Genomic DNA, 25,495 nt, shown 5'->3' with positions numbered 1-25,495 from the left:
TCGGACCCGCCCGAACCCGGCTCAGCTCGCGTCGAGCGGCAGCCCCTCGGGGTTGACCTCGGAGTGCTCCACGGCCTCGTTCGACAGGTTGTAGGCCTTGAGCCACTTGGCGTAGGTGCCGTCGTCGATGAGCTCGTCGATGGCGTCCGCGATGGGCTCGGCGAGCCCGCTGTCCTTCTTCGTCGTCGCCGCGATGAGCCCCTGCAGGTCCCCGCCCGCGCCGGAGAACGTGCCGGCCGTCTTCGTGGGGTTCGCGCCGTCCGCGCTCAACGTGTTCTGGTACGCGACCGTCGGGTTCGGCCCGAAGTACGCGTCGATCTTGCCGGAGTCGAGCGCCAGCTTCACGGCGTTGCCGTCCGGGTAGTACTTGATCGTGATCGTCTTGCCCTGCTTCGCGAGGTCGGCCTTCCAGCCGAGCAGGATGAGTTCCTGGTTGGTGCCGGAACTGACGGCGACGGTCTTGCCGGCGAGCACGGACGGGTCGCCGTCGAACGTCAACGAGGAGTCCTCCGGCACCTGGAGCGCGAGGTTGTCCTGGCGGTACGAGGCGAAGTCGTACTTCTCCTTGCGCTGCTCGGTCACCGTGATGTTCGAGAGACCGGCGTCGTACTTGCCGCCGTCGATCCCGACGAACAGGTTGTCCCACGTGGCGTTCTGCACCTGGGCCTCGAGCCCGAGCTTCGCGGCGACGAGCCGGCCGAGGTCGGGCTCGGAGCCGGTCAGCGTCTTCTGGTCGTCGCCGGTGAACGCGAGCGGCGGGAACCCGGCGGGCAGCGCACCGATGCCGACGACGAGCTTGCCGGACTTCTTGATCGATGCCGGGAGTTCGTCGTGCAGCTTCTCGTCCGCGTCGACCGTGACCTTGGTCTCGGTGGCGGCGCCGTTCGACGCGGCGCCGATCGTGACCGTGCCGTCGGACGCGCCGGAGCCAGAGCCAGAGCCGGAGCCTGAGCCCGAGCCGGCCGTCGCCGACGTGGCGCACCCGGCCAGGGCGACGACGACTCCGGTGGCGAGGACGAGGGCGCCGGCGCGGTTCCGCCAGCGTGCGGGGGTGGTGGGGGACATGGTTCTCCTGGGATCGGGTGGAAGGGGAAGGTGGAAGGGGAAGAAGGAACGTCGAGGGGACGGCGTCAGCGGACGCGGGACAGGAAGTCCCGCGTGCGAGCGTGCTGCGGATCGTCGAGCACCTGGGCGGGGGAGCCCTGCTCGACGACGCGGCCGTGGTCGAGGAACACGACGTGGTCGGCGACCTCGCGGGCGAAGGCGATCTCGTGGGTGACGATGACGAGCGTGGTGCCCGTGTCCGCCAACCCCCGGATGACGCCGAGCACCTCGCCGACGAGCTCCGGGTCGAGCGCCGAGGTCGGCTCGTCGAGCAGGACGACCGACGGCTCGAGCGCCAGTGCCCGCGCGATGGCCACGCGCTGCTGCTGCCCGCCGGAGAGCTGCCGCGGCCGGGTGTCGCTACGGTCACCGAGTCCGACGCGCTCGAGCAGAGCCGCCGCACGGGCGTGCGCCACGGCACGGGGGACCCCGGCGGCGATCGGCCCCTCGGCCACGTTCTCGAGCGCGGTCAGGTGCGGGAACAGGTTGAAGTGCTGGAACACGAAGCCGATCCGCGACCGCTGCCGCAGGATCAGGCGATCGGGCAGCTCCTTGTAGCGGGGGACCCCGTCGCGCCCGGTCCGGAGCCGGACGCCGATCGTCTCGCCGCCGACCGTGACGACGCCGCGGTCGAGCGGTTCGAGGTGGTTGATCGCGCGCAGCAGCGTGGACTTCCCGGACCCCGACGGGCCGAGCACCACGGTGACGCTCCCGGACGGCAACGACAGGTCGACGCCGTCGACGACGACCGTGTCACCGAACGCCTTGACGGCTCCGTGGATGCTGATCGCTGCGCTCATCAGATGGTCCTGTCGTCGATGGTGGAAGCGGGGCCGGACGCGACCACGCGCGCGCCGGAGGCGGCCTGCCGGGCGCGATCCGGGCCTCCAGGCCGTCCCGACCCACGTCCGGAACCGCGACGCACGGCGGCCCGCACCCGCTGGAACGGCGTGGGCGGCAACGCCCGGACCGAGCCGCGGGCGGTCCACCGCTCGACGTAGTGCTGCACGACCGACACCGCGCTGGTGAGCGCGAGGTACCAGAGCGTCGCGACCACGAGCAGCGGGATGATGTCGGTCGGGTAGGTGCTCGACAGGTTCTGCACCACCCCGAACAGGTCGAGCAGCGACACGTAGAACAGCAGCGACGACGCCTTGAGCAGCCCGACGACCTGGTTCACGAACGCCGGCACGATCGACCGCAGTGCCTGCGGCAGGATCACCCGCACGAACTGGCGACGCCGGGGGAGCCCGAGGGCCTGCGCGGCCTCGTGCTGGCCGTGGTCGACGGCGAGCACGCCGGCGCGGACGATCTCGGAGGCGTAGGCGATCTCACTCAGGCTCAGGCCGATCACCCCGATGGCCAGGTCGCCGAGGACGTTGGCCGTGGTGACCTCGACCTGCGGCCCGAACGGGATCCCGATGCCGATCGTCGGGTACAGCGACCCGAGGTTGTACAGGAAGACGAGCACGAGGATGAGCGGCACGGAGCGGAACAGCCAGACGTAGCCCCACGCCAACCCGGACAGCACCGGGTTGTGCGAGAGCCGGGCGATCGCGACGACGATGCCGCCGGTGAAGCTGATGACCGCGCTCAGCGCCGTCGCGACGAGTGTGAGCTGCAGGCCGGTCAGGATCGCCGGGCTGAACAGCCACTTCCCGACGGCCGGCCAGCCCCACGACTCGTTCGTGAACAGCGTCTCGACGAAGTTCAGGAGCACCACCAGCACGACGGCCGCGGCGATCCAGCGCAGCGGGTGCCGCAGCGGGAGGACGGGTCGGTCGAGCGCGGCGCGTCCGGCGGCGTCCACGGACGTGGCGGTCGCGTCGGTTGCGTCGGTTGCGTCGCTCGCGACGGTCGGCCGGGAGGCCCGTGGTGCGTCCGGCGCTCCGGCCGCGTGGTCGACGCCGGTCGCGTCGACCCCGTCGGTGCCGGCGACGGCGCTGGTCGCGCCGCGGGGCAGTCCCGTTCTGGTGTCGGTCATGTCGCGACCGTAGAAGGGTCGCGGTGCCTGGACAACGCACCGTGAAACACACCGCTACGGGGCGGAACGCTGCGTCACAGTCGCCGCGCGCGTGACGTTCCGTGACGCCGGGTGCGCAGTACTGTTCTGCCATGACAGCGCACCGCGTGACCGCTCCAGCGCCCCCGGCGGACGGCAGCACGGCGAAGGGGCCGGCGTCGTACTTCCCGAGCATCGAGAAGACGTACGGCCGCCCGGTCCAGGAGTGGCTCGACCTGGTCGCCGAGCAGCTCGACGACCACCCGCACATGCAGGTCGTCGCCTGGCTGAAGACCGAGCACGGGCTCGGCCACGGCCATGCGAACGCGCTCGTCGCGTACGCGAAGCGGGCCCTCGCGGGCTGAGTGCACCCCGGTTTCCCGCAGTGTCGGTGGCGGTGCCTAGCGTGTGGACGTGGCCGAACCCGTCGACGCGTGGTGGCGCCGCCGACAGTGGTCGCGCGGCGAGGCGGTGCCGTACGCCGTCGGGCAGTTCCGCGCCGACTGGGCGCCGTACCCGGTGCTCATCCGGCAGTACCACCCGGACTGGAACCACGGCGTCGTCCTGACCCAGGTCCCGCCGGCGGCCGAGGTCCTGCTGACGTGGGAGTGCGACGTCGGCCACGTCTTCGTCGCCACGCCGTCCGAACAGCGCTCCCGGCCGGGTCGTGAACGCCGACGCTCGGTGTGGTGCCCGGAGTGCGCGGTGCAGGCGCAACCGCAGCGCTGGCCGGTCCTGCCGTCCGACTGGCCGTCGCAGGTGCCGGTCCCGCAGCGGGTGGTCCGGGCCACCGGTCGCCAGACCCTGCCGGCCGCGCCCTCCCGCGGGACCCCGGCCGGTGCTGTCGCCTCGAGCCGCACCCGCGCACGTCGACCGGCGCCGGGCACGCCGCGACGTCCGAGTCAGCCGGTGCCCCGCACGATCTGCCCGAAGACCCCGCGGCTGCCCTCGGGCGAGTCCTTCACGAGCGTCTGCGCCCCGGCGACGGCCTCCGCGGTCGAGGCCGAGCTCCGCGCGGCGCTGTCCGACCGGTTCGCGTTCACCTACGACCACTCCGCGATCCGCCTCGACCGGCCGTTCTTCGACCACGTCGAGGTCTGGCCGGACATCATCCTGCCCGAGCTGCGCGTCGCGATCGAGTACGACTCGACCGGCCGCCACGGCCTCGAGCACGTCGGCCCGCGGCAGGACACCGACCGCCGGAAGGACCGCGCCGTCCGCGCCGTCGGCTGGGAGGTCGTCCGCATCCGCACCGGACGCCTGCCGGCGCTCGGGCCGTACGACCTGCAGGTGTCCGGCATCTCCGGCCGGACCGTCGATCGGCTCGCCGACACCCTGCGGGAGATCCGCGGCGACCTCTTCGTGGACGCGTACGCACGGTGACCGATCGGGGTACAGGATCCGCCGACGGGGTACACCCCGCCTGGGTCCACCGCGGAGCGACCGGTAGGCAAGAGGAGTGACCCCTGCGTTCTGCCTCCACGCGTTGGGGGCGAGCTCCGAGGAGTTCGCCCTGCTCCGCCGCGCCCTGATCCGCGACGACCTCGAACTCATCGGGATCGACCTGCCCGGCTTCGGCCGCAGCCCGGCGTCGTCCGGCACGACCGTCGAGGAGATGGCCGTGCTCGTCGAGCGCGCGATCGGCGCCAGTGGCGCGAGCGAGTGGGTACTCGTCGGTCACTCCATGGGCGGCAAGGTCGCCACGGTCGTCGCCGACCGCACGATGTCCGGCGCGAACGGCCTGTTCGGGTTGCGCGCCGTGGTGCTGCTCGCGGCCTCGCCGCTCGCGCCCGAACCGATGGACGACGACCGCCGCGCCGCGATGCTCTCCTGGGCGGCGGACGGCTCGATCAGCGCGGCGCACGCCGCCGAGTTCGTCGACGCGAACACCGCGTCCACCCTGGCGCCCGAGCGACACACGACGGCCGTGCAGGACGTCGAGCGCGCCGACCCCGGCGCGTGGACCGCGTGGCTCACGCGCGGCAGCCGCGAGGACTGGTCCGACGCGGCCCCGAACCCCGTGCCGGCACTCGTGCTCGCCGGTGCCGAGGACGGCGACCTCGACGCCGAGGCACAGCGGCGCCTGACGCTGCCGCACTGGCCCGACTCGGAGCTCCACGTCGTCGAGGGTGCTGCCCACCTGCTGCCGTGGGAGCAGCCCGAGGCGGTGGCGGACCGCATCCGCGACTTCTGGACCCGCCGGTTCACCGGGGCGCCCGTCGTGCCCGTCGAGCAGGCACGGGTGATCGCCTCGCCGCGGGTCAGCGCGCGGATGCGTTCCCTGTTGGCGGCCCGCGCGCTGCCCGACGACCCGTCCGCCGAACCGCGAGCACTCACTGCTCGGCAGCTCGACACCCTCCGTGCGATCGCGCGCATCGTCGTGCCGCAGCCCGGCGACGGTCAGGTGGACCTCGCCCTGCGCGTCGACGACCAGCTCGCCGCGGGGCTCGGTGACGGATGGCGGGTCGACGGCATGCCCACCGACGTCGAGGCGTACCGGGCAGCGCTCGACGTGCTCGCCGGGCCAGCGCAGGACGGCGTGCTCGACAACGCCCTGCAGGACGTGGCCGCCGGTCGGTACGGCGCCGACGGTGTGCCCGATGCCGGACGCGACGACGTGGTGGACGCCGTGCTGGACACCGAGGTGGACGCAGCGCAGCTGCGTACTTGGTACGAGGACGCCAGCGTCGACCTCGTGAAGCACTGGCTCGCGCACCCCGCGACGATGGCGGCGATCGATTTCGACGGCTTCGCGAACGGGGGCGACGGCGTCCGCAAGCAGGGCTTCCAGTTGCTCGCCGCCGACCAGCGCGAGGCCTGGGAGCCAGCCGCACCCGACCGCCGCGAGCGCACCCGCGACGACACGCACGACGGCACGCACGACGGCACGCGCAACATGCACGACGACACCACGACGACGGAAGCAGCACGATGAGACTCGACGGACAGCGCACCTACGGCACGGACGACGTCGTCGACGTGGTGGTCGTCGGCACCGGAGCCGGCGGAGCGCCCCTGCTGGCCTCCCTGGCCCGACGTGGCCTGCGGGTCGTCGCCCTCGAGGCCGGTCGCAACACCGAGCCGGGCGAGCACGTGCCCGACGAGGTCGCCGCCCCCGGTGACATCAACTGGATGGACGAGCGGCTGAGCGGCGGCGGCGCACCGACGGCGTTCGGTCCGAACAACAGCGGCACCGGGGTCGGTGGTTCGACGCTGCACTGGGGCGCGTTCACCCCGCGTCCGAGCACGCACGACCTGTCGCTCCGCTCCGCGTCCGGTGTCGGCGAGGACTGGCCGATCAGCCACGCCGAACTCACCGGCTGGATCGAGCAGGTCGAACACGACGTCGGGGTCGCCGGACCCGAGCACTACCCGTGGGACCCGTCCCGCCGCTACCGGATGCGTCCACCGGCGCGCAACGCCTCGTCGGACATGATGATGCGCGGGGCAGCGGCCGCCGGCATCACCGCGACCGACGCCCCCGTCGGCCTGACCACCGAGGACCGCCACCAGGAGCACCACGGCCTGCGGCACGCCTGCGTTTCCTGCGGCTCGTGCCACCAGGGCTGCCGCAACGGCGCGAAGGTCTCGATGGACACCACCTACCTGCCCGCCGCGGTGGCGTTCGGCGCCGAGATCCGGCCGGACTCCTTCGTGCACGGCATCGAGCTCGATGCTTCCGGCGAGGTCAGCGCCGTGCTGTACACCCACGACGGCCGCGAACACCGGCAGCGCTGCCGGGCCCTCGTGCTCGCCGCCGGCGGCATCGAGACCCCGCGCCTGCTGCTGCACACCGGGCTCGCGAACAGCAACGACCAGGTCGGCCGGAACTTCACCGCGCACGGCGCCACCCAGGTTTGGGCGCGGTTCGACGAGTCGATGCGCTCGTACCGCGGTTACCCGTCGTCGATCATCACCGAGGACTTCGTGCGCCCCGCCGACGCGGACTTCGCCGGCGGGTACCTGATCCAGAGCCTCGGCGTGCAGCCGCAGACCTTCGCGAACACGCTCATCCGGGGCGGCGGCCTGCGCGGCGCCGAGCTCGTGCGGGCGCTGCAGGACTACCCGCACTCGGCGGGCGTCGGCATCAACGCCGAGTGCCTGCCCTACGACGACAACCGGCTGGTCCTCGCGGACGAGGTCGACGAGCACGGCGTGCCACGAGCCCGGGTCTCGTTCACCCCGGGCGCGAACGAGGACGCGATCCGCCGCCACGCGGTCCGCACCATGACGACCATCGTCGAGGCCGCCGGCGGCAAGGACGTCCGGGTCCTCGAGCGCACCGCACACACCATCGGCACGGCACGCATGGGCGCGGACCGCGAGACCTCGGTCGTCGACCCGGACGGCCGCTCGTGGGACGTCCCGAACCTGTGGATCGCCGACAACTCGGTGTTCCCGAGCGCCGTCATCGCGAACCCGGCGCTGACGATCATGGCGCTCTCCCTGCGCACCGCCGACCGGATGCTCCGCGCGGCCTGACCGGCGTGGGCGGCCCGCCGACGTGGGCGGGCCGCCGGCGCGGACGCGCTCCGGCCCGCTCGGTCAGCCGCGCAGGGCCAGTGCTTCGCTCGTCCACCGGGCGTGCAGGTCCCACGGGTCGTCCACGCCGGCCGCGACGGCGTCGACGTGCGCGAGCAGCTCCGGTGTCGCCCGGAACCACTCGGTGCCGGGGTACCGGGCGGCCGCGAACTGGGCGTGCCGCCGACGTTCGAGCGTCCGGTCGCCCCGCTCGAAGGCCAGGAGGTCCTGGTGCGGGATCGCGGCCAGCCGCTGCTTCGGGTTCATCGTCGTGCCGATCTTCACCCGGTCGCCGAAGTCGTCGCGCATCCGCAGGTAGTACACGACGTCGACCCGCGGGGGAGCGAGGTCGCCATCGGGCACGTCGCCCCACCGCCACTCGCACCGCGCGCAGACGAAGCCCGTCGGGAACCGCACCCCGACGCGGGATCCGCACATCGGGCACGGCCCCGGCAGGGTGTCCTCGACGCCGACGTGCTCGGCCGCGAACTCCGTCACCAGGGCGACGTGCGTCGCGCACAGGGGCACACCCGTGAGCGCGTCCGCAGCGGGACCTGCGCAACCCGGCACGCAGCACGACGAGGTGACCATGCCCGGAACGCTAGCCGGACCCACCGACGCACCCCGTGCCTCCCGTCCGCCCTGCGCACCCGCGCCGGACCGGCGCGTACCTGCCTGAAACGGGCGTACCTGGTCGGTTGGAACGATCAGGTACGCCCGTTTCCGCTTCCCATCGCATCCGCTCTGGGAAGAACCGGGCGTCCCTGCCCGAACCAGGCGGACTCACGCCGAACCGGTGCGCACCTACCGAAACCGGGCGTACCTGGTCAGTTGGAACGACCAGGTACGCACGTTTCCGCTTCCCACCGCATCCGCTCTGGGAAGAACCGGGCAGGCCGAGACCGATCAGTCGGTGAAGATCACGCCGACCGGCTCGCGCTTCTCCTCCTGGAACTGGTCCTCACCGCGGCCGAGCGCCCAGTACGCCGACAGCGACATCTCGCGCTTCTCCAGCCCCCAGTCGTCCTGCAGCAGCCGACGGATCGCCTTCATCGCGGTCCGCTCGCCGTGTGCGAACACCTGGACCGGCCGGGAGGCACGGGGCAGCGCCCGGGCCGCGTCCAGCAGGAGCGTGCCCGGCTGGGCGCCGGTGGCGTCGCGGTGCAGCCACCGCAGGTCGACCCCCGCCGGGTGCGCGATGTCCTGCTCGTCGGCAGGGCCGGCAACCTCGACCAGGGCGACTCCCGTGGCCGTGTCGGACATCGACTCCAGCGCGGCGCCGATGGCCGGCAGGGCACTGTCGTCGCCGAGGAGGACGTGGGTGACGTCCGGGTCGTCGACGGGCGCGTAGCCACCGCCGGGACCGGACAGGGCGAGTTTGTCGCCGGGCTGCGCCGCTGCGGCCCAGGGCCCGGCGAGTCCGTCGTCGCCGTGCACGACGAAGTCGACGGCGATCGTCTTCGCGGTGTGGTCGACAGCCCGCACCGTGTACGTGCGGCGGGCCGGTCGGTCTTGCTTCGGCAGCGTCTCGCGCAGTTCCTCGAGGTCGTACGGGGGTTCGAGGCCGAGCGACGGCTTGGCGAGCAGGAGCTTGACGTACTTGTCGGTGGCGGCCAGCTTGTCCGGGTCGGCCGTGCCCACGAAGTCGTCGAAGGCCGGTCCGCCGAGGTGGACGCGCACCATGTGGGGCGACAGTCGCTCGATGCGGTCGACGACGAAGACGTGCTGGGGGCGTTTGGGCTTGGAGCTCATCGGTACGAGCGTCCTCTCTCCTGCTTGACGTTTGTCGAACTAAGGTTAGCCTTACCTCATGGACACGACCGTCATCCCGTTCTCCGAGTTGCTGCGCAAGCGCACGCGTCGCTCGCACGGTTCCTCGGCCGGGAACGGCTTCATGCACGACCTGCTCGGCGGGAAGTGCGACGTCGCCGACTACGCGGCGTTGCTCGGACAGTACTCGTTCGTCTACGACGCCCTCGAACGTGCGGCCGAGCGGATGGCGGACCACCCGGTGGCGGCGCCGTTCGTCACCTCGCAGCTCACCCGGATGCCGGCGATCCGTGCCGACCTCGAGTACCTGATCGGCCCGGACTGGTCCGAGCTGGTCTGCCCGCTCCCCGCCACGACGGCGTACGTGCGGCGGCTCAACGAGGTCGCGGCCGAGTGGCCGGGCGGCTTCGTCGCGCACCACTACACGCGGTACCTCGGCGACCTGTCCGGCGGGCAGATGATCGGGCGGATGCTCTCCGACCAGTTCGGCTTCGACACGAACGGCGTCCTGTTCTACATCTTCGACCAGGTCGCGGACCCGAGTGCCTTCAAGGACACCTACCGTGCGCAGCTCGACGCGGCGCCGTGGACGGCCGACGAGCAGGAGCGGGTCATCGCCGAGGTCGAACTGGCGTACTCGCTCAACAGCGGCCTGCTCGAGGGGCTCGACGCCCGGCGTCGCCCGGTGACCGACGGGGCCGGCGACGTGGCGGTGACCGCGTGACCGAGGCCTTCGACGACGAGGCGCGCCGAGCGATCCTCCGGCACATGAACGCCGACCACGCGGCCGACAACCTGGCGATCGTCCGCGCGAACGGGGCCGCGACCGCCGTGGCCGCGACGATGACCGAGATCGACGCGATCGCCGGTGTCTGGATCGCCCGGCTCGACGACGGCGACGAGGAACAGGTCATCGTGCCCTGGACGTCGCCGCTGACCGACCGCCGTTCGGCGCGGGTGCAGATCGTCGAGGTCCACTCCGCCGCGCAGGCCCAGCTCGCCGAACCGAGCTGAACCGAGCTGAACCGAGCTGAACCGAGCTGAACCGAGCCCATCCGCGCCGACCACAGACCCGCCGGGATCGCGGACCGCGTCGCAACTGCAGGGGTGCTCCCGCGTCGCGTCGCGATCCCGGCGTCCCTCCTGCATGCTCGCGCTGCGTGCCTACGCGTTCCGGGCGCCCCGCCCGCTGGTCCGTCCGGACGGTCGACGTCACGGGTGGCCGCGGGCCGATACGCTGCTCGGAGCCGGGACGGTGTTCCCGGACGACCCCGAAAGGACCCCATGACGGCGATCGACGGATCGGCGCGCCATGAGCGCGCTCGGGACGACGTCAGCGGCGCGGTCGACAGTGACCTGCGCGCCGACGTGCGCTACCTCGGCAACCTGCTCGGCCGGGTGCTGCGCGAGAACGGTGGCGACGAGCTGCTGCGTGACGTGGAGTCGCTGCGTGCGGCCGTGATCGACGCCTACGAGGGCGACCACGCCGAGGGTGCTGCCCGCGCGCAGACCCTCGTGTCCGCGATGTCGGCCGAGCGCGCCGAAGCGGTGGCGCAGGCCTTCACGACGTACTTCCACCTCACGAACCTGGCCGAGGAGCACCACCGCGTGCGGGTGCTCCGGCAGCGCGGCGACGACGGCGGCCTGGCCGGCGACTCGTTCCCGGCGACCTACGCAGAACTCGTGGCCGAGGTCGGCGAGGCCGAGGCGGCCGAGCGACTCCGGACGCTGCGGTTCCACCCGGTGCTGACCGCACACCCGACCGAGGCCCGCCGTCGTGCGGTGACCACGGGCGTGCGGCGCATCACGGACCTCATCGACGAGCGCGACCGCTCGAAGAACGCCACGGCGCGTGCCGAGAACGAGCGACGGCTGCTCGAGGAGATCACGACGCTCCTGCGCACCTCGCCGCTCCGCACGACCCGCCCGACCCCGCTCGACGAGGTCCGCACCGCCATGAGCGTCTTCGACCAGACGCTGTTCGAGATCGTCCCGCAGGTCTACCGCCTGCTCGACGACCGGCTGCAGGGCGACGACGCCGGACGTGCACCGGTGACGGCGCCCGCGTTCGTGCGGTTCGGCACCTGGATCGGTGGCGACCGCGACGGCAACCCGCACGTGACCGCCGACATCACGCGCCAGGCTGCGGAGATCGCGGCCGAGCACATCCTGATCGGGCTCACCCGCGCCACCACCCGCATCGGCAGTGCCCTGACCCTCGACGCGAGCGACACCCCGGCCGACGCCGGGCTCACCGCGCTCGTGGCGGCGCAGGAGTCGCTCGACCCGGGCATCGCCGAGCGCATCGGTGTCCGCGCCCCGAACGAGACGCACCGCCGCGCGCTCCTGTTCACCGCCGCGCGCATCGACGCCACCCGCCAGGGCACGACGCCGCTCGCGTACGACGGACCGGACGCCCTGCTCGCCGACCTCCGCACGATCCAGGCGTCGCTCGTCGCCGCCGGCGCGATCCGGCCAGCGAACGGCGAGCTGCAGAACCTCATCTGGCAGGTCGAGACCTTCGGGTTCCACCTGGCCGAGCTCGAGGTCCGGCAGCACTCGCAGGTGCACCGCACCGCCCTGGCGGAGATCCGGGCCGGCGGCGCGCTGAGCGAGACCACCGAAGAGGTCCTCGCGGTCTTCCGGACCATCGCCGACCTGCAGGACCGCTACGGGGTCCGTGCCGCCAGCCGGTACATCGTGTCCTTCACGCAGTCGGCGGCGGACCTGGCGAACGTGCACGAGCTCGCCGTCGCCGCACTCGGCTCGCCCGAGGCTGCACCGGTGCTCGATGTCATCCCGCTCTTCGAGACCTTCGCCGACCTGCACGCCAGCGTCGACATCCTCGACGAGGCCGTCCGCACCGAGACGTTCCAGCGTCGTCTCGCCGCGACCGGCCGTCGGCTCGAGGTCATGCTCGGCTACTCGGACTCGTCGAAGGACGTCGGTCCGGTCTCCGCGAACCTGGCGCTCTACGACGCCCAGGCCCGCATCGCCGACTGGGCACGGGACAACGAGGTCGAGCTCACCCTGTTCCACGGCCGCGGCGGTTCGCTCGGCCGCGGCGGCGGGCCGGCTAACGAGGCCGTCCTCGCGCAGCCGCCGGGATCGATCGACGGTCGCCTGAAGCTCACCGAGCAGGGCGAGGTCATCTTCGCGCAGTACGGCGACCAGGACATCGCGGCCCGTCACCTCGAGCAGATGGCCTCGGCCACCCTGTTCGCGTCGTCGCCGTCCAACGAGGCGCGCACCGCCGCTGCTGCCACCCGGTTCGCCGACCTCGCGCAGCAGCTGGACGACGTGTCGCGCGTCGCGTTCTACGAGCTGGTCAAGGCGGACGGGTTCGCTCCGTGGTTCGCTCGGGTCACCCCGATGGAGGAGATCGGGCTGCTCCCGCTCGGCTCCCGCCCGGCCCGCCGCGGGCTGTCCGTCGAGTCGCTCGAGGACCTCCGCGCGATCCCGTGGGTGTTCTCGTGGACGCAGGCGCGGATCAACCTGGCCGGCTGGTACGGGCTCGGCTCCGCGCTCGAGGCGGTCGGCGACGTCGACGTCCTGCGGGCCGCGTACGCCGAGTGGCCGCTGTTCGGCGCGATGATCAAGAACGTCGAGATGTCGCTCGCGAAGACCGACGAGCACATCGCCCGCCGGTACCTCGAGCTCGCCGACCGCGACGACCTCGCCGCCAAGGTGCTCGACGAGATGACGCGGACCCGTGACTGGGTGCTCCGGATCTCGGGCGGCAGCGACGTGCTCGAGGACCGTCCGGTCCTGGCCCGGGCCGTGCGCCTGCGCAGCCCGTACGTCGACGCCCTGTCGCACCTGCAGCTCCGCGCGCTCCGGTCCATCCGGACGACGGGCAGCACCGACCCGACCGACGCCGACCACCGTCTGCTCCTGCTCACCGTGAACGGGATCGCCGCCGGCCTGCAGAACACCGGCTGACGCCGGCCGAGGCGGACAGGAGGCCCGTGGCGGTGCCGCCACGGGCCTCCTGTCCGCCTGCGCGCACGCCGTACCCCCGTCGAATCGATTCGGGTGCGCGTAGCGTGTCGATCGTGACGACGGAGCGCACCCGGAAGCCCACCACGACCACCCTGCCGCCGATCGTGCCGCTGGCCCTGATCGTCGGGGTGTCGCCGTTCGCCACGGACATGTACATCCCGGCGCTCCCGCAGATCGCCCACGACCTCGGCACGACCCCCGGTGCCGTGCAGTTGTCGCTCACGGCGTTCCTCGTCGCCTTCGCGGTCGGGCAGTTGCTCGTCGGACCCGTCAGCGACGGGGTCGGCCGGCGGCCGATGCTCGTCGTCGGCACGGCGGTGTTCGCGCTCGCCTCGGTCGGGTGCGCCCTCGCGCCGGACGTCGTCACGCTCGTCCTCGCCCGCATCGCCCAGGGGCTCGGCGGAGCGGCCGGAGCGGTCGCCGGCCGGGCGATGGTGTCGGACGTGTCGAGTGGGACGCGGATGGCGAAGGTCTTCGGCACGCTCGCCGCGATCAACGCGATCGGCCCCGTCGTGGCACCCCTGGCCGGTGGCGCCGTGCTGACGTTCGGCACGTGGCGGATCATGTTCGTCGTGCTCGCGGTGCTCGGCGCGCTGTTCTTCGCGATGGTGGTGCTGCGGTTCCGCGAGACCCTGCCGCCGGAGCGACGAGGGGGCGTGGGCTTCGCCGCGAACGGTCGACGCATCCGCGAACTGCTGGCGATCCCGCGGTTCCGGGCCTACGTGCTGAGCGGGGTGCTGTCCACCGTGGGGTTCTTCGCGTACATCGCGACCAGCTCGTTCGTGTTCCAGACCCAGTTCGGCTTCTCCGAGGGCATGTACACGCTGGTCTTCGCCACGAACGCGTCGATGATGATCGTCACCACGCTGGTGTTCGGCCGGGTCGTCGGCCGGTTCTCCGAGGACTCCCTGCTCACCGTCGGACTGCTCGTCGGCACCGCGGGCGCGGCGGCGGTCCTCGTCTCGGCGCTGCTCGACCTCGGACCGGTGCCGGTCTGGTGCGCGCTCGCGGTCGTCACGGGTGCGTGGGGCTTCGTGCTGCCCGCGGCGATGACCCGGACGCAGCACGTCGGGGCGGCGCACCCGGGGACGGCCGCGGCCCTGCAGGGCGGCCTGACGTTCGGGATCGGCGGCCTCGGGACGCCGCTCGCCGGCGCGCTCGGCGGGACCGCACTGGCGATGGGCGGGGTCATGGCGGCGCTCATGGCCGCAGCCGTCGTGGTGCAGGTCACCGCGACGCGTCGGGACCGCAGCGGGACCTGACGCGGCGGAGCCGGTAGGTTGCTGGTTGCAAGGCGCACCGATCAGAGGAGACCACTCGGCATGGACATCGTCGTACACGAAGCGCAGCCCGACACCGCGGTACTCGAGTGCAGCGGGCGCCTCAATATGGTGTCCGCCCCCGCGTTCCGCGAGGCGGTCACGAAGGTCGTCGACGACGGACGTGCCCGCGTCGTGGTCGAGCTCTCCGGTGTCGAGTTCATGGACTCGTCCGGGCTCGGCGCGCTGGTCGGCAGCCTGAAGACCGCGCGGCAGGCGGGCGGCGACCTCCGCATCGCGGCGCCGTCCGAGCAGGTGCAGATGGTCCTGCAGCTCTCCAACATCGACAAGATCCTCCGCACGTACCCCGACGGGGACGCTGCGGTCACCGACTGGTGATGACCGCCTCGGCCGCCGAGCACACGCTCGCGTTGTCGTGCCCGCCGGACGACGTGTCCGCCGTGCACGAGTTCCTGGCGGGTGTGTGGCAGCACGAACCCTCGGTCTCCGTCGAGGACCGGATGGCCCTCGAGCTCGCGATCGTCGAACTGACCTCGAACGTGATCGAGCACGGGACGCGCCCGGAGGGCGTCTCCTGTCGCCTGCGCCTCGAGATCGGAGCGGACCGCTTCGCGGCACTGCTCTCCGACGACGGCGTCGCCGCCACCGTGGACACCGAGTCGGCCGAGTTGCCCGACGGACTCGCCGAGAGCGGCCGCGGCCTCGCCCTGGTCCGGATGGTCGTGGACGACCTGCGGTACGAGCGGATCGCCGACGAGAACCGGTGGACGGTCCTGCGCGCCCGTCACTGACCGCCACCACGCGACCCGTCGCTTCGTCCGTCTCGCGCACTCGGTGGGCCACAATCCGCAAGGTGCCGCCGGGGATTCCCGGGGTTCCTGGCCGCCGTGTCACGATTCGCGCGATGACAGCCGAACCGGATCCCAGGATCAGCTTCGAGACGTCGGGGGCCGATCTCGACGCTGCCGTGCACATGTACGAGGACGCCTACGCCAGTGTGGGCTTCACCGCGACCCGCACGGAGCGACCGTTCGCGTACCGTTTCCGCGTCGTCGGCGACGACGTGATGTCGTTCCGCTCGACCCGGTTCGACGCCCGCATGCAGGGTGAGCTGGACGTCCGCGACGAGTACGTCGTCATGTGGACCACGGACGGCGGCGGGCGCGTCGACATCGGACGGCAAGAGGTCGCGTTCACGCCCGCCAGCCCGATGATGTTCCCGACCGGCCGGCCGTTCGCCTTCGACCTGCAGGACGTCCGGCAGAGCCTGGTGCAGTTCGACCGCACCGCCCTGGAGCGCGTCGCGGCCGAGGTCCACGGTGCGCAGCCGGGTCCGCTCGTCTTCGACCACACGGCGACGCCACGCACGGCCGAACTCCGGGGCTGGAACGCGCAGGTCCAGCGTGCCGCGGCGGTCGTGCTCGGTCGGGCGTCGGTCAGTTCGCTCGCCCTTGCAGAGGTCGCCCGGGACACTGCCCAGTCCCTGCTCCGGACCTTCCCGCACAAGCTGCTGGCCCCGGACGTCCCCCTGCCGCAGGGCGCCACGGGTCGCGTCCGCGAGGCCGTCGAGTACATGCACGCCTTCGCGCACACGCCGATCTCGACCACCGACGTCGCCGAGCACGTCGGACTGAGCGTCCGCGGTCTGCAGCAGGCGTTCCAGCGGCAGGTCGGCACCGCCCCGAACGCGATGCTCCGCGGGATCCGTCTCGACCGGGTGCGCGAGGAGCTCCGCCGTGCGTCGACGGGCGACCTCACCGTGGCGAGCGTGGCGATGCGGTGGGGCTTCGCACACCTCGGCCGGTTCTCGGCGGCGTACGCAGCGCGCTTCTCCGAGTACCCGCGCGACACCCTGCAGCGCTAGTCCCGTCCGGGGTTCGCTACGCTGCCCGGGTGAGCAGACCTCGACCGTGGGTGATCGTGCCCGGGATCTGGAACTCCGACGCGGAGCACTGGCAGTCCGTCTGGCAGCGGGAGCGCGGCGACGACGCCGTCCGCATCGCACCGGCGTCCTGGGGTGAGCCGGACCCGGGGGACTGGCGAGACGCGATCTCCCGCGCGGTCGCGTCGTGCGCCGAACCGCCGGTGCTCGTGGCGCACAGCCTGGGCGTGCTCGCCGTCGCCGACTGGCTCGCCGCAGACGCGGCAGCCGCCGCAGCCGTCGCAAGCTCCGAGGGTCCCACCGTCGCCGGCGCCTTCCTCGTCGCGCCGCCGGACCCCGCGGCACCGGGCTTCCCCGCCGCTGCCTCCGGGTTCCCCGCGCCCCGCCCGATCCCGGCCGGCACCGCAGCGGCCCGCGTTCCGACCCGCATGGTGGTGAGCGACGACGACCCGTACTGCACCGCCGACCGTGCTCTGGCGTTCGCGGAGACGATGGGTGCCGCGGCGCTCCGGGTCGGCCCGCTCGGCCACGTCAACGTCGCCAGCGGTGTCGGCGCCTGGCCCGCAGGTCGGGAGCTCCTCGGCGCGTTCGAGCAGACGCTCTGACCCGACCCCCGGGGCGACGGGCGACACGCCGTTCACGTTCGGGGCGATATGGCAGGGATTGCTGCGACACACCGCGGATGTCCTGAGTTTCGGCGCGCGCGATATTTATCCTTCGGACATGGAGACCCAGTCCGGTGCACGCACCCCCCTCGTCGACCCGTTCGGTCGCGAGGTCGAGGAGTGGCTCCGCGACGCCCCGGCGACGCGCACGCCGTACGTGGCGGACCTCGTGGTCCCGCCCGTCACCGGCCCGGTGCAGCGCCCCGGCGCCGTGGCTGACGCCACCGCCGTCCAGACGCCGGACCCCAGCACCGCGCCGGAAGCCAGCACCGCGCCGGAAGCCGGCACCGCGCCGGAAGTCAACACCGCGCCTGACGCCGGCACCGGGCCCGAAGCCGGCACCGCGCCTGACGCCGGCACCGTGCCCGCAGCCCCCGCGTTCCGCCGCGACCGCGCCCGGCACGCCGCCGTCTGCGCGCCGTCGTTCCCCGAACCGCCGGAGCGCCTCGCCCTGCGCATCGAGGACCTCGCGATCCAGGTCTCGTCGTCCACCGGTCGCAGCACCATCGAGCGGATCGTGCTGCTCGAGGACGAGGTCCGTCGCCGCGACGAGGACCTCGCCCGCCTCGCCGCCTGGGAGGCCACCGTCGACGGCGCGGACGACCCCGAGGTCACCGCAGCCCGCGCCTTCGCCCGGACCGTCTTCGCGGACCTGCTCGAGGACGCCGCCGCCGAGTCCGACCGTCGCGACCGTGCAGCCGCCCGCCGAGCCGCGACCGCTCCGGTCGCCGTCGTGACCGGAGTCGCCCCCGCTCCCGCGGTCGCCGTGCTCCGCCCCGCACCGACGGCAGCAGCCGCACCCGGAGCCGACGTCGTCACCGCGACCCCGGCCGTGGCGCTGGTCGCTCCGGAACGCGACGAGCCCGTGCGACCGGTGCTGGGCCTCCCGGCCGTGTCGCCGGTCTCCGCGAACACGCGACCCACCCCGCTCGTCCAGCCCGCCACCGGGCCGACGGTCATCGACCGTGCCGCGTTCGCGGCCGCCCTCACCGCTCACCAGGGCACGACCGCGAGCACGCCCGTCGTGCTGCCGGACGCGATCGCCGTGCCCGTCGTCGAGACGGCCGCCCCGGCGAGCGTCGACACCGAAACCGGCACCGAAACCGGCACCGACGAGCCGGCCCGGCCCGGCTGGTGGTCGCGACTCGTCGCCGGCCTGCTCCGTGCGCTCGGTCGCCGCTGACCGGGAGGCCCGGATCACCCCGCGCGGACCGGCTGCCGGTGCCGACGCGGTCGGCTCGGTAGACTGACCGGATGCCGACGCTCCGCGAACTCCAGGCCGTGATCGAAGACCTGTGGCCCGCCGCAGGAGCCGAGGCGTGGGACGCCGTCGGACTGGTCGCCGGGGATCCGGACGCCACCGTCGAGCACGTCCACCTGGCCGTCGACGCCGTCCCCGCGACCGCGCGTGAAGCGGTCGAGCTCGGTGCCGGGCTCCTCCTCACGCACCACCCGCTCCTGCTCCGCGGCGTCACGACGATCGCCGAGTCGACGTACAAGGGCAGCGTCCTCGCGACCCTGGTGCGCGGCGGCAGCGCCCTGATCGCGGCCCACACCAACGCCGACGTCGTCACCACGGGGACCTCGGCCGTGCTCGCCGACCGGATCGGCCTGACCGATCAGCGACCGCTCGACGCCGGAGCCGACCCCGCGACGGGCATCGGCCGCGTCGGGCTCCTCGCCGAGGGCACGACCCTCGGCGGCCTGGCACGGAAACTCGTCGACCTGCTGCCGCCCACCGCGACCGGGGTCCGGGTGTCCGGCGACTTCGACCAGCCCGTCCGCACCGTGGCACTGTGCGCCGGCGCGGGGGACTCGCTGCTCGGCCACCCCGCCGTCCTCGCTGCCGACGTGTACATCACGAGCGACCTCCGCCACCACCCGGCGTCCGAGTTCCGCGAACAGGCGCTGCTCGGCGGCGGTCCCGCCCTCATCGACACCTCGCACTGGGCCACCGAGTGGCTCTGGCTCGACGTCGCGGCCGCGCAACTGCGCCAGGCAGCGGGCGTCCGCGTCACCGTGAGCGACCTCCGCACCGACCCGTGGGACTTCGCGGTCCTGCCGGCGGCCGAACCCACCACCCCCACTGAAGGAGTCTGACCATGAAGGCAGCACCCGAGGACCAGGTCATCCTCCTCGACGTCCAACGACTCGACAATGACGTCACCCGCATCGCGCACCGCATCACGTCGCTGCAGAAGGGCGACCAGCTCACCGGACTCGGCACCAAGGCCGCCGGGCTGCGCAGCGAACTCGTCGCCGCGACCGGCCTGGTCGAGGACGCCGAACGCGAACTCGCTCGCCTGGAGTCCGACACCGCCACCGCGCAGGCCCGCGTCGAACGCGACACCACGATGCTGCAGAACGTGTCGAACTCGAAGGACGCGACCGGGCTGCAGAACGAGCTCGAGTCGTTGCAGCGCCGCATCGGTGGCCTCGAGACCGCCGAGCTCGAGGTCATGGAGAACCTCGACGGCCTGCGCGCCCGGGTCGGCGACATCGAGGCGCAGCTCGCCGACGTCGAGGCCGCGCGCTCCGGCCTGGTCGCCGAACGTGACGCCGAGATCGCGCGCCTGTCGTCCGACCGCGCGTCCGCCGAGCAGGCCAGGGCCGACGTCGCCGCGAAGGTGCCGGCCGAGCTGCTCGCGCTCTACGACCGGCAGCGTGCCCGTTACGGCTTCGGTGCGTCGCTGCTGCAGGGCGGGGTGTCGACGGCGTCGGGCGTGGCGCTGAACAACTCGGACCTGCAGGACATCCGCCGGGCCGCGCCGGACGACGTGGTGCTGTGCCCGGACAGCGACGCGATCCTGGTGCGCACGGCCGAGTCCGGTCTGTAGGCGCTCGCACGCTGTCGACGGCAGGCGCGGGGCCAGCTGGCACCGCGCCTCCCGTCTGCGGTGCACGGTGCACGGGCGCGCGGTGCGGGGTGCACGGTGCGGGGTCCGTCGCCTGGTGCGAGGTTGCACGCTCGGTGCGGCCTTGTGGCGCTGCACCGAGCGTGCAACCTCGCACGGGATCGCGAGCGCCGCACCGTGCTCCGAGCACCGGTCTCGTGGAAGTGGGGCGAATGGGCCGGCCGTACGCCGGGTTCTGTCCCGCCGCTTGCACGGCGGTGACGGCCATCTCTCTCGGACCGACGTTGCCGTCGGCCTCCAGCGGTCTACCCGAGGACTCGGCGAGCAGCCTCAGCGTCCTCTGTCTGACCTTGCTCCGGGCGAGGTTTACCGAGCGGATCCGGTCACCCGGACCCCTGGTGGTCTCTTACACCACCGTTTCACCCTTACCGACGTTGCCGCCGGCGGTCTGCTTTCTGTGGCACTGTCTCGCGGATTGCTCCGGGTGGGTGTTACCCACCGCCCTGCTCTGTGGAGCCCGGACGTTCCTCGGCACTCCCGGGGGAGTGACGCGACCGTCTCACCGACCCATTCGCAGGTCCGAGTCTACCGGCCCCGTGCCCGTGCCCGTGCCCCGCCCCGGCCCCCGAGGTTCCGAAATCTCGGCATGTCGGCACGTACGAGGGGTCTCCGCGGAACCTCGGCGAACCGCAGACGGCGAGTCGTGGAACCTCGGCGCCAGCGGCCGGGCGTGCCGAATCGCACCGACGCCGTACGGTGCGGGCCGGTGTGAGCGGGGTCGACGGTCCGACCGACCTGCGGGTCAGGCGCTGCGGGCAGCCAGGGTCGCAGCGCCGATGATGCCGGCGTTGTTGCGCAGGGTCGCCGGGATGATCTCCGCCTGCAGGTCGAGCAGCGGCAGGAACTCCTCGTACTGCTTCGACACGCCGCCGCCGACGACGAAGAGCTCGGGGGAGAGCAGGGCCTCGAGCGTCGAGTAGTAGGTCTGCAGGCGCTTCGCCCAGTGCTTCCACGACAGGTCGTCGCGCTCCTTGGCAGCGAAGGACGCGCGCGACTCGGCGTCGTGCCCGTCGATCTCCAGGTGTCCGAGCTCCGAGTTCACGATGAGCACACCGTCGTTGATGAGCGCGCTGCCGATCCCGGTGCCGAGCGTCGTGACGATCACCAGGCCGTCCTTGCCCTTCGCCGCACCGAACTGCTGCTCGGCGAACCCGGCGGCGTCGGCGTCGTTCACGAAGTGGATGGCGCGGCCGAGCTCCTTCTCGAACAGTGCCTCGGCCTCGAAACCGATCCACTTCTTCGAGACGTTCGCGGCGGACATGGTCTTGCCGTCGCGCACGATCGCGGGGAAGCACACGCCCACGGGGACGTCGTCGGCCGGCGCGAGCTCGGCGACGATCTCCTTGACGACGGCGGTGATGTCGTGGGGCTTCCCGCCTTCCGGGGTGGCCTTCTTGATGCGGTCCGTGGTCAGTTCACCGGACGCGACGTCGACGATCGCGCCCTTGATGCCCGTACCACCGATGTCGACGCCGACTGCGAGGGAGGTCATGAGGTTGTCGTGCCTTTCGGTTGCCTGCCGGAGTGCCCGGTCAGGAAGGGGTGTCCGGTCAGGAGACGGTGAGGAGCTCCGCGCCGCGTTCGGTGACGACGAGGGTGTGCTCGAACTGCGCGGTCCACGACTTGTCGCGCGTCGAGACCGTCCAGTCGTCGGACCAGATGTCGGCCTCGATCCCGCCGAGGGTCAACATAGGCTCGATGGTGAACACCATGCCCTGCTCGATGACGTCGTCGTACTGCGGCGCGTCGTAGTGCGGGATGATCAGACCGGAGTGGAAGGCACGGCCGACTCCGTGGCCGGTGTAGTCGCGGACGACGCCGTAGCCGAAGCGCTTCGCGTACGCCTCGATGGCGCGGCCGATGACGTTCACCTGCCGGCCGGGGGCGACGGCCTTGATGCCGCGCTCGAGGGCGAGCCGGGTGCGGGTCACGAGGTCCTCGACCTCCTGCGACGCCTGCCCGACGATGAACGTGCGGTTCGTGTCGCCGTGCATGCCGTCCTTGTAGGCGGTGATGTCGATGTTGACGAGGTCGCCCTCCTGCAGGACGGTGTCGTCGGGGATGCCGTGGCAGATGACCTCGTTGAGGCTCGAGCACAGCGACTTCGGGTACCCGCGGTACCCGAGCGTCGACGGGTAGGCGCCGTGTGCGACGACGAACTCGTGGCCGATGCGGTCGAGTTCGTCGGTGGTCACGCCCGGACGGATCGCCGCGCCGACGGCGTCGATGGCCTGGGATGCGATGCGGCCGGCGGTGCGGATGCGCTCGACCTCGTCGGGGGAGTACGTGTCACCGAGGCCGTGCTCGTGCGGTTCGACCTTGCCGACGTACTCCGGGCGCTCGATGTCCTTCGGGACGGGCCGGAGCGGGGAGATGCGGCCGGCGGTCAGGTGTCCGTGTTCGTCCCGGGGCATGCCGACCACTCTAGCCGCGGCGCGACGCGCCGAGCGCAACCGCCCCCTGCTGCGGCCGACGGAGTGAGCGCGACTGCCTGCAGGCCCGGTGCCGGTCCGCCGGGCCGGCACCGGGCCTCCAGGCAGTCACCTGGGTACGGTGGGCGACATGAGCGACGAACGCATCGAGTCCCAGTGGTGGTTCAACGACAAGACCGGCCAGGTCGAGCAGGGTCCGCAGTCCCCGCAGCGCGACCGCATCGGCCCGTTCGACACGCGCGAGGAAGCGCAGCACGCGCTCGACCGCATCGCGGCGAACAACGAGAAGTGGGACGCCGAGTCCGACTGACGAGACGACGCCGACGCAGCGCACGGCAGCGGCAGCGGCCGCGTCAACGGTCGGCGGTCAGCGGCCGCTGGGCTGTGGTCGTCACGGTGGTCCGGCCGGAGCGAGGGCGATCGAACAGCCAGCCGAGTCGGGTCAGCGGTGCGACCCGGGCCAGGACGACGGGCCCGGCGACCCCGACCACCGACGCGACCACCAGCACGATGCCGGGCGGCACGTCGATCACCTGCAGCACGATCCGGGCACCGGCCGCGAACACGATGTGCGCGAGGAACACCGGCAGTGTCAGCCTCCCGATGCGTTCGAGCGACGCGCCGACCACCGGGAGCGAAGCCACCAGGACTGCGATGCCGATCGTCACGACGATCCCGCAGAGCACCGCGGCCATCCCTGCGGTGCGCCCCAGCAAATCGAGCGTCGACGGGTCGAGTGGACCGCGCGCACCGCTGGACCACGCGAAGGCGAACAGACCGCCGGCGGCGAACGTGACGGCGACCCACCACGCCGGGTGCCCGCGGGCCGCGGTCGACATGCGCGGGAGCCCGACGGCCGCGCCGAGTGCGACGAAGACCACGAGTCCGAGCGAATCGATGCCGACCACGGGTGGTCGCCACCCCCACGCGGCGAGGGAGATCGCCGCGGCGACGCCGAGGCCGGCGAGCTTCGCGAGTCCCTGCCGACGTCCGAGGAGCAACACCGTGACGGCAGTCGACAGCCACAGTGCTGGCAGGAAGTAGAGCTGCGCAGCGGGCGTCCACACCATCAGGAGCGACAGGTCGACGGGCCGCGGGGTGTTCCGGATCGGGTTGGTCGCGACCTCGACCACGGTCTGCACCGCGGTCCAGATGATGTACAACCACCCCAGCAGGAGCGCGCGGTCAGCCAGGTAGCGCGGTCCGCCGTGACGGGCGAGCGCACGGGGGATGAAGAGCCCGGCGACGAAGGCGATCGCGGGCACCCGGAAGACATGGGTCACGTCGTAGGCGACACCGAGGGCGCCGTCACGAGGGAGCGCTCCGGAGTCGAAGAGCCCCACCGCGACGTGTCCGATGACGACGCACACCACGGACAGGCCGCGGGCGATGTCGATCGCGGCGACTCGGGTCGATCGATGCTGCATCTGTGCATTCTAATCCAACATGTCACACGACGCCAAGCACTTTCCGGCCAAAGCCCGTTCCCACCAAGGCGCGTCGCACGGCCCCGCGCATGCCGCGGGACCACTAGCCTGGGACGAGGCCCGCCCGCGGCCACCCGATACACGGAAAGGTCGTGCATGGACAAGCAGACGGACTTCGTGCTCCGCACCATCGAGGAGCGCGGCATCAAGTTCATCCGACTCTGGTTCACGGACGTCATCGGGACGCTGAAGTCGGTGGCGATCGCCCCGGCCGAGGTCGAGGGTGCCTTCGCCGAGGGCATCGGGTTCGACGGCTCCGCGATCGAGGGCCTGTCCCGCTCGTACGAGGCCGACGTGCTCGCGCACCCGGACCCCTCGACGTTCCAGATCCTGCCGTGGCGCGGTGAGGTCGACCCGACCGCGCGGATGTTCTGCGACATCACGACGCCGGACGGCCAGCCCGCCGTCGCCGACCCGCGCAACGTGCTGAAGCGCACGCTGGCCCGGGCGAGCGAGCGTGGCTTCACGTTCTACACGCACCCCGAGATCGAGTTCTACCTGCTCAAGAGCCGTGAGTGGAAGGACGGCGGGCCGCAGCCCGTCGACCAGGCCGGCTACTTCGACAACGTCCCCGGCGGCAGCGCGCACGACTTCCGTCGTCGCTCCGTCCGGATGCTCGAGGACCTCGGCATCTCGGTGGAGTTCAGCCACCACGAGGCCGGCCCGGGCCAGAACGAGATCGACCTCCGCTACGCCGACGCACTGACGATGGCGGACAACATCATGACCTTCCGCACGGTCGTGAAAGAGGTCGCGATCGAGCAGGGCGTCTACGCGACGTTCATGCCGAAGCCGATCTCCGGGCAGCCGGGTTCGGGCATGCACACGCACGTCTCGCTCTTCGAGGGCGACCAGAACGCGTTCTACGAGGCCGGCGGCGAGTACCAGCTGTCCCGGACCGCCAAGCACTTCATCGCCGGTGTGCTCAAGCACGCACCGGAGATCACCGCGGTCACGAACCAGTTCGTGAACTCGTACAAGCGCCTCTGGGGTGGCGACGAGGCCCCGTCCTTCGTCACGTGGGGCCACAACAACCGTTCGGCGCTCGTGCGCGTGCCGCTGTACAAGCCCAACAAGGGGCAGTCGTCACGCATCGAGTACCGCGGCATCGACTCGGCGGCGAACCCGTACCTGGCGTACTCGCTGCTGCTCGCGGCGGGGCTCAAGGGCATCGAGGAAGAGTACGAGCTGCCGGCCGAGGCCGAGCACGACGTCTGGAGCCTCACCGACGCCGAGCGTCGTGCCCTCGGGTACAGCCAGCTGCCGTCGAGCCTCGACCACGCCCTCAGCCTGATGGAGGACTCCGAGCTCGTCGCCGAGACGCTCGGCGAGCACGTGTTCAACTTCGTGCTCCTCAACAAGCGCCAGGAGTGGAAGCGCTACCGCGACCAGGTCACACCGTTCGAGCTCGACACCAACCTCGGCGCCCTCTGAG

General features: G+C 72.2%; 25 protein-coding genes and 1 other RNA gene. 17 read left to right on the top strand and 9 right to left on the bottom strand.

All coding sequences use genetic code 11. The annotated features are described in order from the left end of the window. Nucleotides 1-21 precede the first annotated feature (21 nt). The 3 genes from EDF40_RS13980 to EDF40_RS13970 form a co-directional block, all read right to left on the bottom strand. A complete protein-coding gene (locus EDF40_RS13980; protein ID WP_123340489.1) occupies nt 22-1,065 on the bottom strand; it encodes an ABC transporter substrate-binding protein in 1,044 nt (347 codons plus the stop codon). 65 nt (nt 1,066-1,130) lie between these two features. After that, nucleotides 1,131-1,904, bottom strand: coding sequence for an amino acid ABC transporter ATP-binding protein (locus tag EDF40_RS13975; protein ID WP_123340490.1), 774 nt, complete (start codon nt 1,902-1,904; stop codon nt 1,131-1,133). Beyond that, the gene (locus EDF40_RS13970; RefSeq protein WP_123340491.1) at nt 1,904-3,088 is read right to left on the bottom strand and encodes an amino acid ABC transporter permease; all 1,185 of its coding nucleotides are present in this window, start codon (nt 3,086-3,088) and stop codon (nt 1,904-1,906) included. Before EDF40_RS13970 ends, EDF40_RS13975 begins: the two co-directional genes overlap by 1 nt. A 131-nt stretch (nt 3,089-3,219) precedes the next feature. Here EDF40_RS13970 and EDF40_RS13965 point away from each other — a divergent pair, with 131 nt between their 5' ends. The 4 genes from EDF40_RS13965 (at nt 3,220) to EDF40_RS13950 (ending at nt 7,588) form a co-directional block, all read left to right on the top strand. Then, nucleotides 3,220-3,471 (top strand): DUF4287 domain-containing protein, encoded by a 252-nt coding sequence (locus EDF40_RS13965; RefSeq protein WP_123340492.1) that lies wholly within the window; start codon nt 3,220-3,222, stop codon nt 3,469-3,471. Nucleotides 3,472-3,520: 49 nt separating this feature from the next. Then, entirely contained in the window at nt 3,521-4,489 is a 969-nt protein-coding gene (locus tag EDF40_RS13960) for a hypothetical protein (RefSeq protein WP_123292853.1), read from the top strand. Nucleotides 4,490-4,565: 76 nt separating this feature from the next. Then, the gene (locus tag EDF40_RS13955) at nt 4,566-6,041 is read left to right on the top strand and encodes an alpha/beta fold hydrolase (RefSeq protein WP_123340493.1); all 1,476 of its coding nucleotides are present in this window, start codon (nt 4,566-4,568) and stop codon (nt 6,039-6,041) included. Then, complete coding sequence (locus EDF40_RS13950) at nt 6,038-7,588, top strand: GMC family oxidoreductase (RefSeq protein WP_123340494.1); 1,551 nt, start codon at nt 6,038-6,040, stop codon at nt 7,586-7,588. Before EDF40_RS13955 ends, EDF40_RS13950 begins: the two co-directional genes overlap by 4 nt. Nucleotides 7,589-7,651: 63 nt before the next feature. On the opposite strand, the gene EDF40_RS13945 is transcribed toward EDF40_RS13950, so the two are convergent. After that, nucleotides 7,652-8,218, bottom strand: coding sequence for a GIY-YIG nuclease family protein (locus EDF40_RS13945; RefSeq protein ID WP_185003080.1), 567 nt, complete (start codon nt 8,216-8,218; stop codon nt 7,652-7,654). Between the two features lie 315 nt (nt 8,219-8,533). Continuing rightward, nucleotides 8,534-9,379 carry a siderophore-interacting protein gene (locus tag EDF40_RS13940; protein WP_123340495.1) on the bottom strand — a complete coding sequence of 282 codons (846 nt, stop codon included), beginning with the start codon at nt 9,377-9,379 and terminating at the stop codon, nt 8,534-8,536. 58 nt (nt 9,380-9,437) lie between these two features. On the opposite strand from EDF40_RS13940, the gene EDF40_RS13935 reads away from it, so the two are divergent. From EDF40_RS13935 to EDF40_RS13885, 11 genes are all read left to right on the top strand, one after another. Next, nucleotides 9,438-10,121: a heme oxygenase (biliverdin-producing) gene (locus tag EDF40_RS13935; protein WP_123340496.1), complete on the top strand. Its 684-nt coding sequence runs from the start codon at nt 9,438-9,440 to the stop codon at nt 10,119-10,121. Further along, a complete protein-coding gene (locus EDF40_RS13930) occupies nt 10,118-10,411 on the top strand; it encodes a DUF2470 domain-containing protein (protein WP_123340497.1) in 294 nt (97 codons plus the stop codon). Before EDF40_RS13935 ends, EDF40_RS13930 begins: the two co-directional genes overlap by 4 nt. Before the next feature lie 270 nt (nt 10,412-10,681). Further along, nucleotides 10,682-13,339: a phosphoenolpyruvate carboxylase gene (locus EDF40_RS13925; protein WP_123340498.1), complete on the top strand. Its 2,658-nt coding sequence runs from the start codon at nt 10,682-10,684 to the stop codon at nt 13,337-13,339. Nucleotides 13,340-13,452: 113 nt separating this feature from the next. Then, nucleotides 13,453-14,661 carry a multidrug effflux MFS transporter gene (locus tag EDF40_RS13920; protein WP_260213436.1) on the top strand — a complete coding sequence of 403 codons (1,209 nt, stop codon included), beginning with the start codon at nt 13,453-13,455 and terminating at the stop codon, nt 14,659-14,661. A gap of 60 nt (nt 14,662-14,721) precedes the next feature. Continuing rightward, nucleotides 14,722-15,057 carry an STAS domain-containing protein gene (locus EDF40_RS13915; protein ID WP_123340500.1) on the top strand — a complete coding sequence of 112 codons (336 nt, stop codon included), beginning with the start codon at nt 14,722-14,724 and terminating at the stop codon, nt 15,055-15,057. Next, the gene (locus EDF40_RS13910; protein ID WP_111085614.1) at nt 15,057-15,470 is read left to right on the top strand and encodes an ATP-binding protein; all 414 of its coding nucleotides are present in this window, start codon (nt 15,057-15,059) and stop codon (nt 15,468-15,470) included. The genes EDF40_RS13915 and EDF40_RS13910 overlap by 1 nt, the downstream gene beginning before the upstream one ends. A gap of 113 nt (nt 15,471-15,583) precedes the next feature. Then, a complete protein-coding gene (locus EDF40_RS13905; protein WP_123340501.1) occupies nt 15,584-16,543 on the top strand; it encodes an AraC family transcriptional regulator in 960 nt (319 codons plus the stop codon). A gap of 29 nt (nt 16,544-16,572) precedes the next feature. Next, a complete protein-coding gene (locus EDF40_RS13900) occupies nt 16,573-17,166 on the top strand; it encodes an alpha/beta hydrolase (protein WP_123340502.1) in 594 nt (197 codons plus the stop codon). Nucleotides 17,167-17,284: 118 nt separating this feature from the next. Beyond that, nucleotides 17,285-18,409: a hypothetical protein gene (locus tag EDF40_RS13895; RefSeq protein WP_123340503.1), complete on the top strand. Its 1,125-nt coding sequence runs from the start codon at nt 17,285-17,287 to the stop codon at nt 18,407-18,409. 71 nt (nt 18,410-18,480) lie between these two features. Then, nucleotides 18,481-19,326 carry a Nif3-like dinuclear metal center hexameric protein gene (locus EDF40_RS13890; RefSeq protein ID WP_123340504.1) on the top strand — a complete coding sequence of 282 codons (846 nt, stop codon included), beginning with the start codon at nt 18,481-18,483 and terminating at the stop codon, nt 19,324-19,326. Nucleotides 19,327-19,328: 2 nt separating this feature from the next. Continuing rightward, nucleotides 19,329-20,063 (top strand): zinc ribbon domain-containing protein, encoded by a 735-nt coding sequence (locus EDF40_RS13885; protein ID WP_123340505.1) that lies wholly within the window; start codon nt 19,329-19,331, stop codon nt 20,061-20,063. 227 nt (nt 20,064-20,290) lie between these two features. On the opposite strand, the gene rnpB is transcribed toward EDF40_RS13885, so the two are convergent. The 3 genes from rnpB to map all read right to left on the bottom strand — a co-directional run bounded on the left by rnpB (nt 20,291) and on the right by map (nt 22,555). Continuing rightward, an RNA gene (gene rnpB / locus EDF40_RS13880) (RNase P RNA component class A) lies at nt 20,291-20,651 on the bottom strand. Between the two features lie 232 nt (nt 20,652-20,883). Then, nucleotides 20,884-21,633: a polyphosphate--glucose phosphotransferase gene (ppgK, locus tag EDF40_RS13875; RefSeq protein WP_123340506.1), complete on the bottom strand. Its 750-nt coding sequence runs from the start codon at nt 21,631-21,633 to the stop codon at nt 20,884-20,886. Nucleotides 21,634-21,691: 58 nt separating this feature from the next. Continuing rightward, a complete protein-coding gene (gene map / locus EDF40_RS13870) occupies nt 21,692-22,555 on the bottom strand; it encodes a type I methionyl aminopeptidase (protein ID WP_123340559.1) in 864 nt (287 codons plus the stop codon). Nucleotides 22,556-22,703: 148 nt separating this feature from the next. Here map and EDF40_RS13865 point away from each other — a divergent pair, with 148 nt between their 5' ends. Beyond that, nucleotides 22,704-22,883, top strand: coding sequence for an SPOR domain-containing protein (locus EDF40_RS13865; RefSeq protein ID WP_123340507.1), 180 nt, complete (start codon nt 22,704-22,706; stop codon nt 22,881-22,883). Between the two features lie 43 nt (nt 22,884-22,926). Here EDF40_RS13865 and EDF40_RS13860 read toward each other — a convergent pair whose 3' ends face one another. After that, the gene (locus EDF40_RS13860; RefSeq protein ID WP_123340508.1) at nt 22,927-24,000 is read right to left on the bottom strand and encodes an acyltransferase; all 1,074 of its coding nucleotides are present in this window, start codon (nt 23,998-24,000) and stop codon (nt 22,927-22,929) included. Between the two features lie 156 nt (nt 24,001-24,156). On the opposite strand from EDF40_RS13860, the gene glnA reads away from it, so the two are divergent. Next, nucleotides 24,157-25,494 carry a type I glutamate--ammonia ligase gene (gene glnA / locus EDF40_RS13855; protein ID WP_111087010.1) on the top strand — a complete coding sequence of 446 codons (1,338 nt, stop codon included), beginning with the start codon at nt 24,157-24,159 and terminating at the stop codon, nt 25,492-25,494. The last annotated feature ends 1 nt before the right edge of the window (nt 25,495 follow it).

Source organism: Curtobacterium sp. PhB170, assembly GCF_003752345.1.
Classification (GTDB): Bacteria; Actinomycetota; Actinomycetes; order Actinomycetales; family Microbacteriaceae; genus Curtobacterium.
The sequence above is the reverse complement of the archived record's forward strand: the minus strand, read 5'-3'. Positions and strand labels throughout refer to the sequence as shown.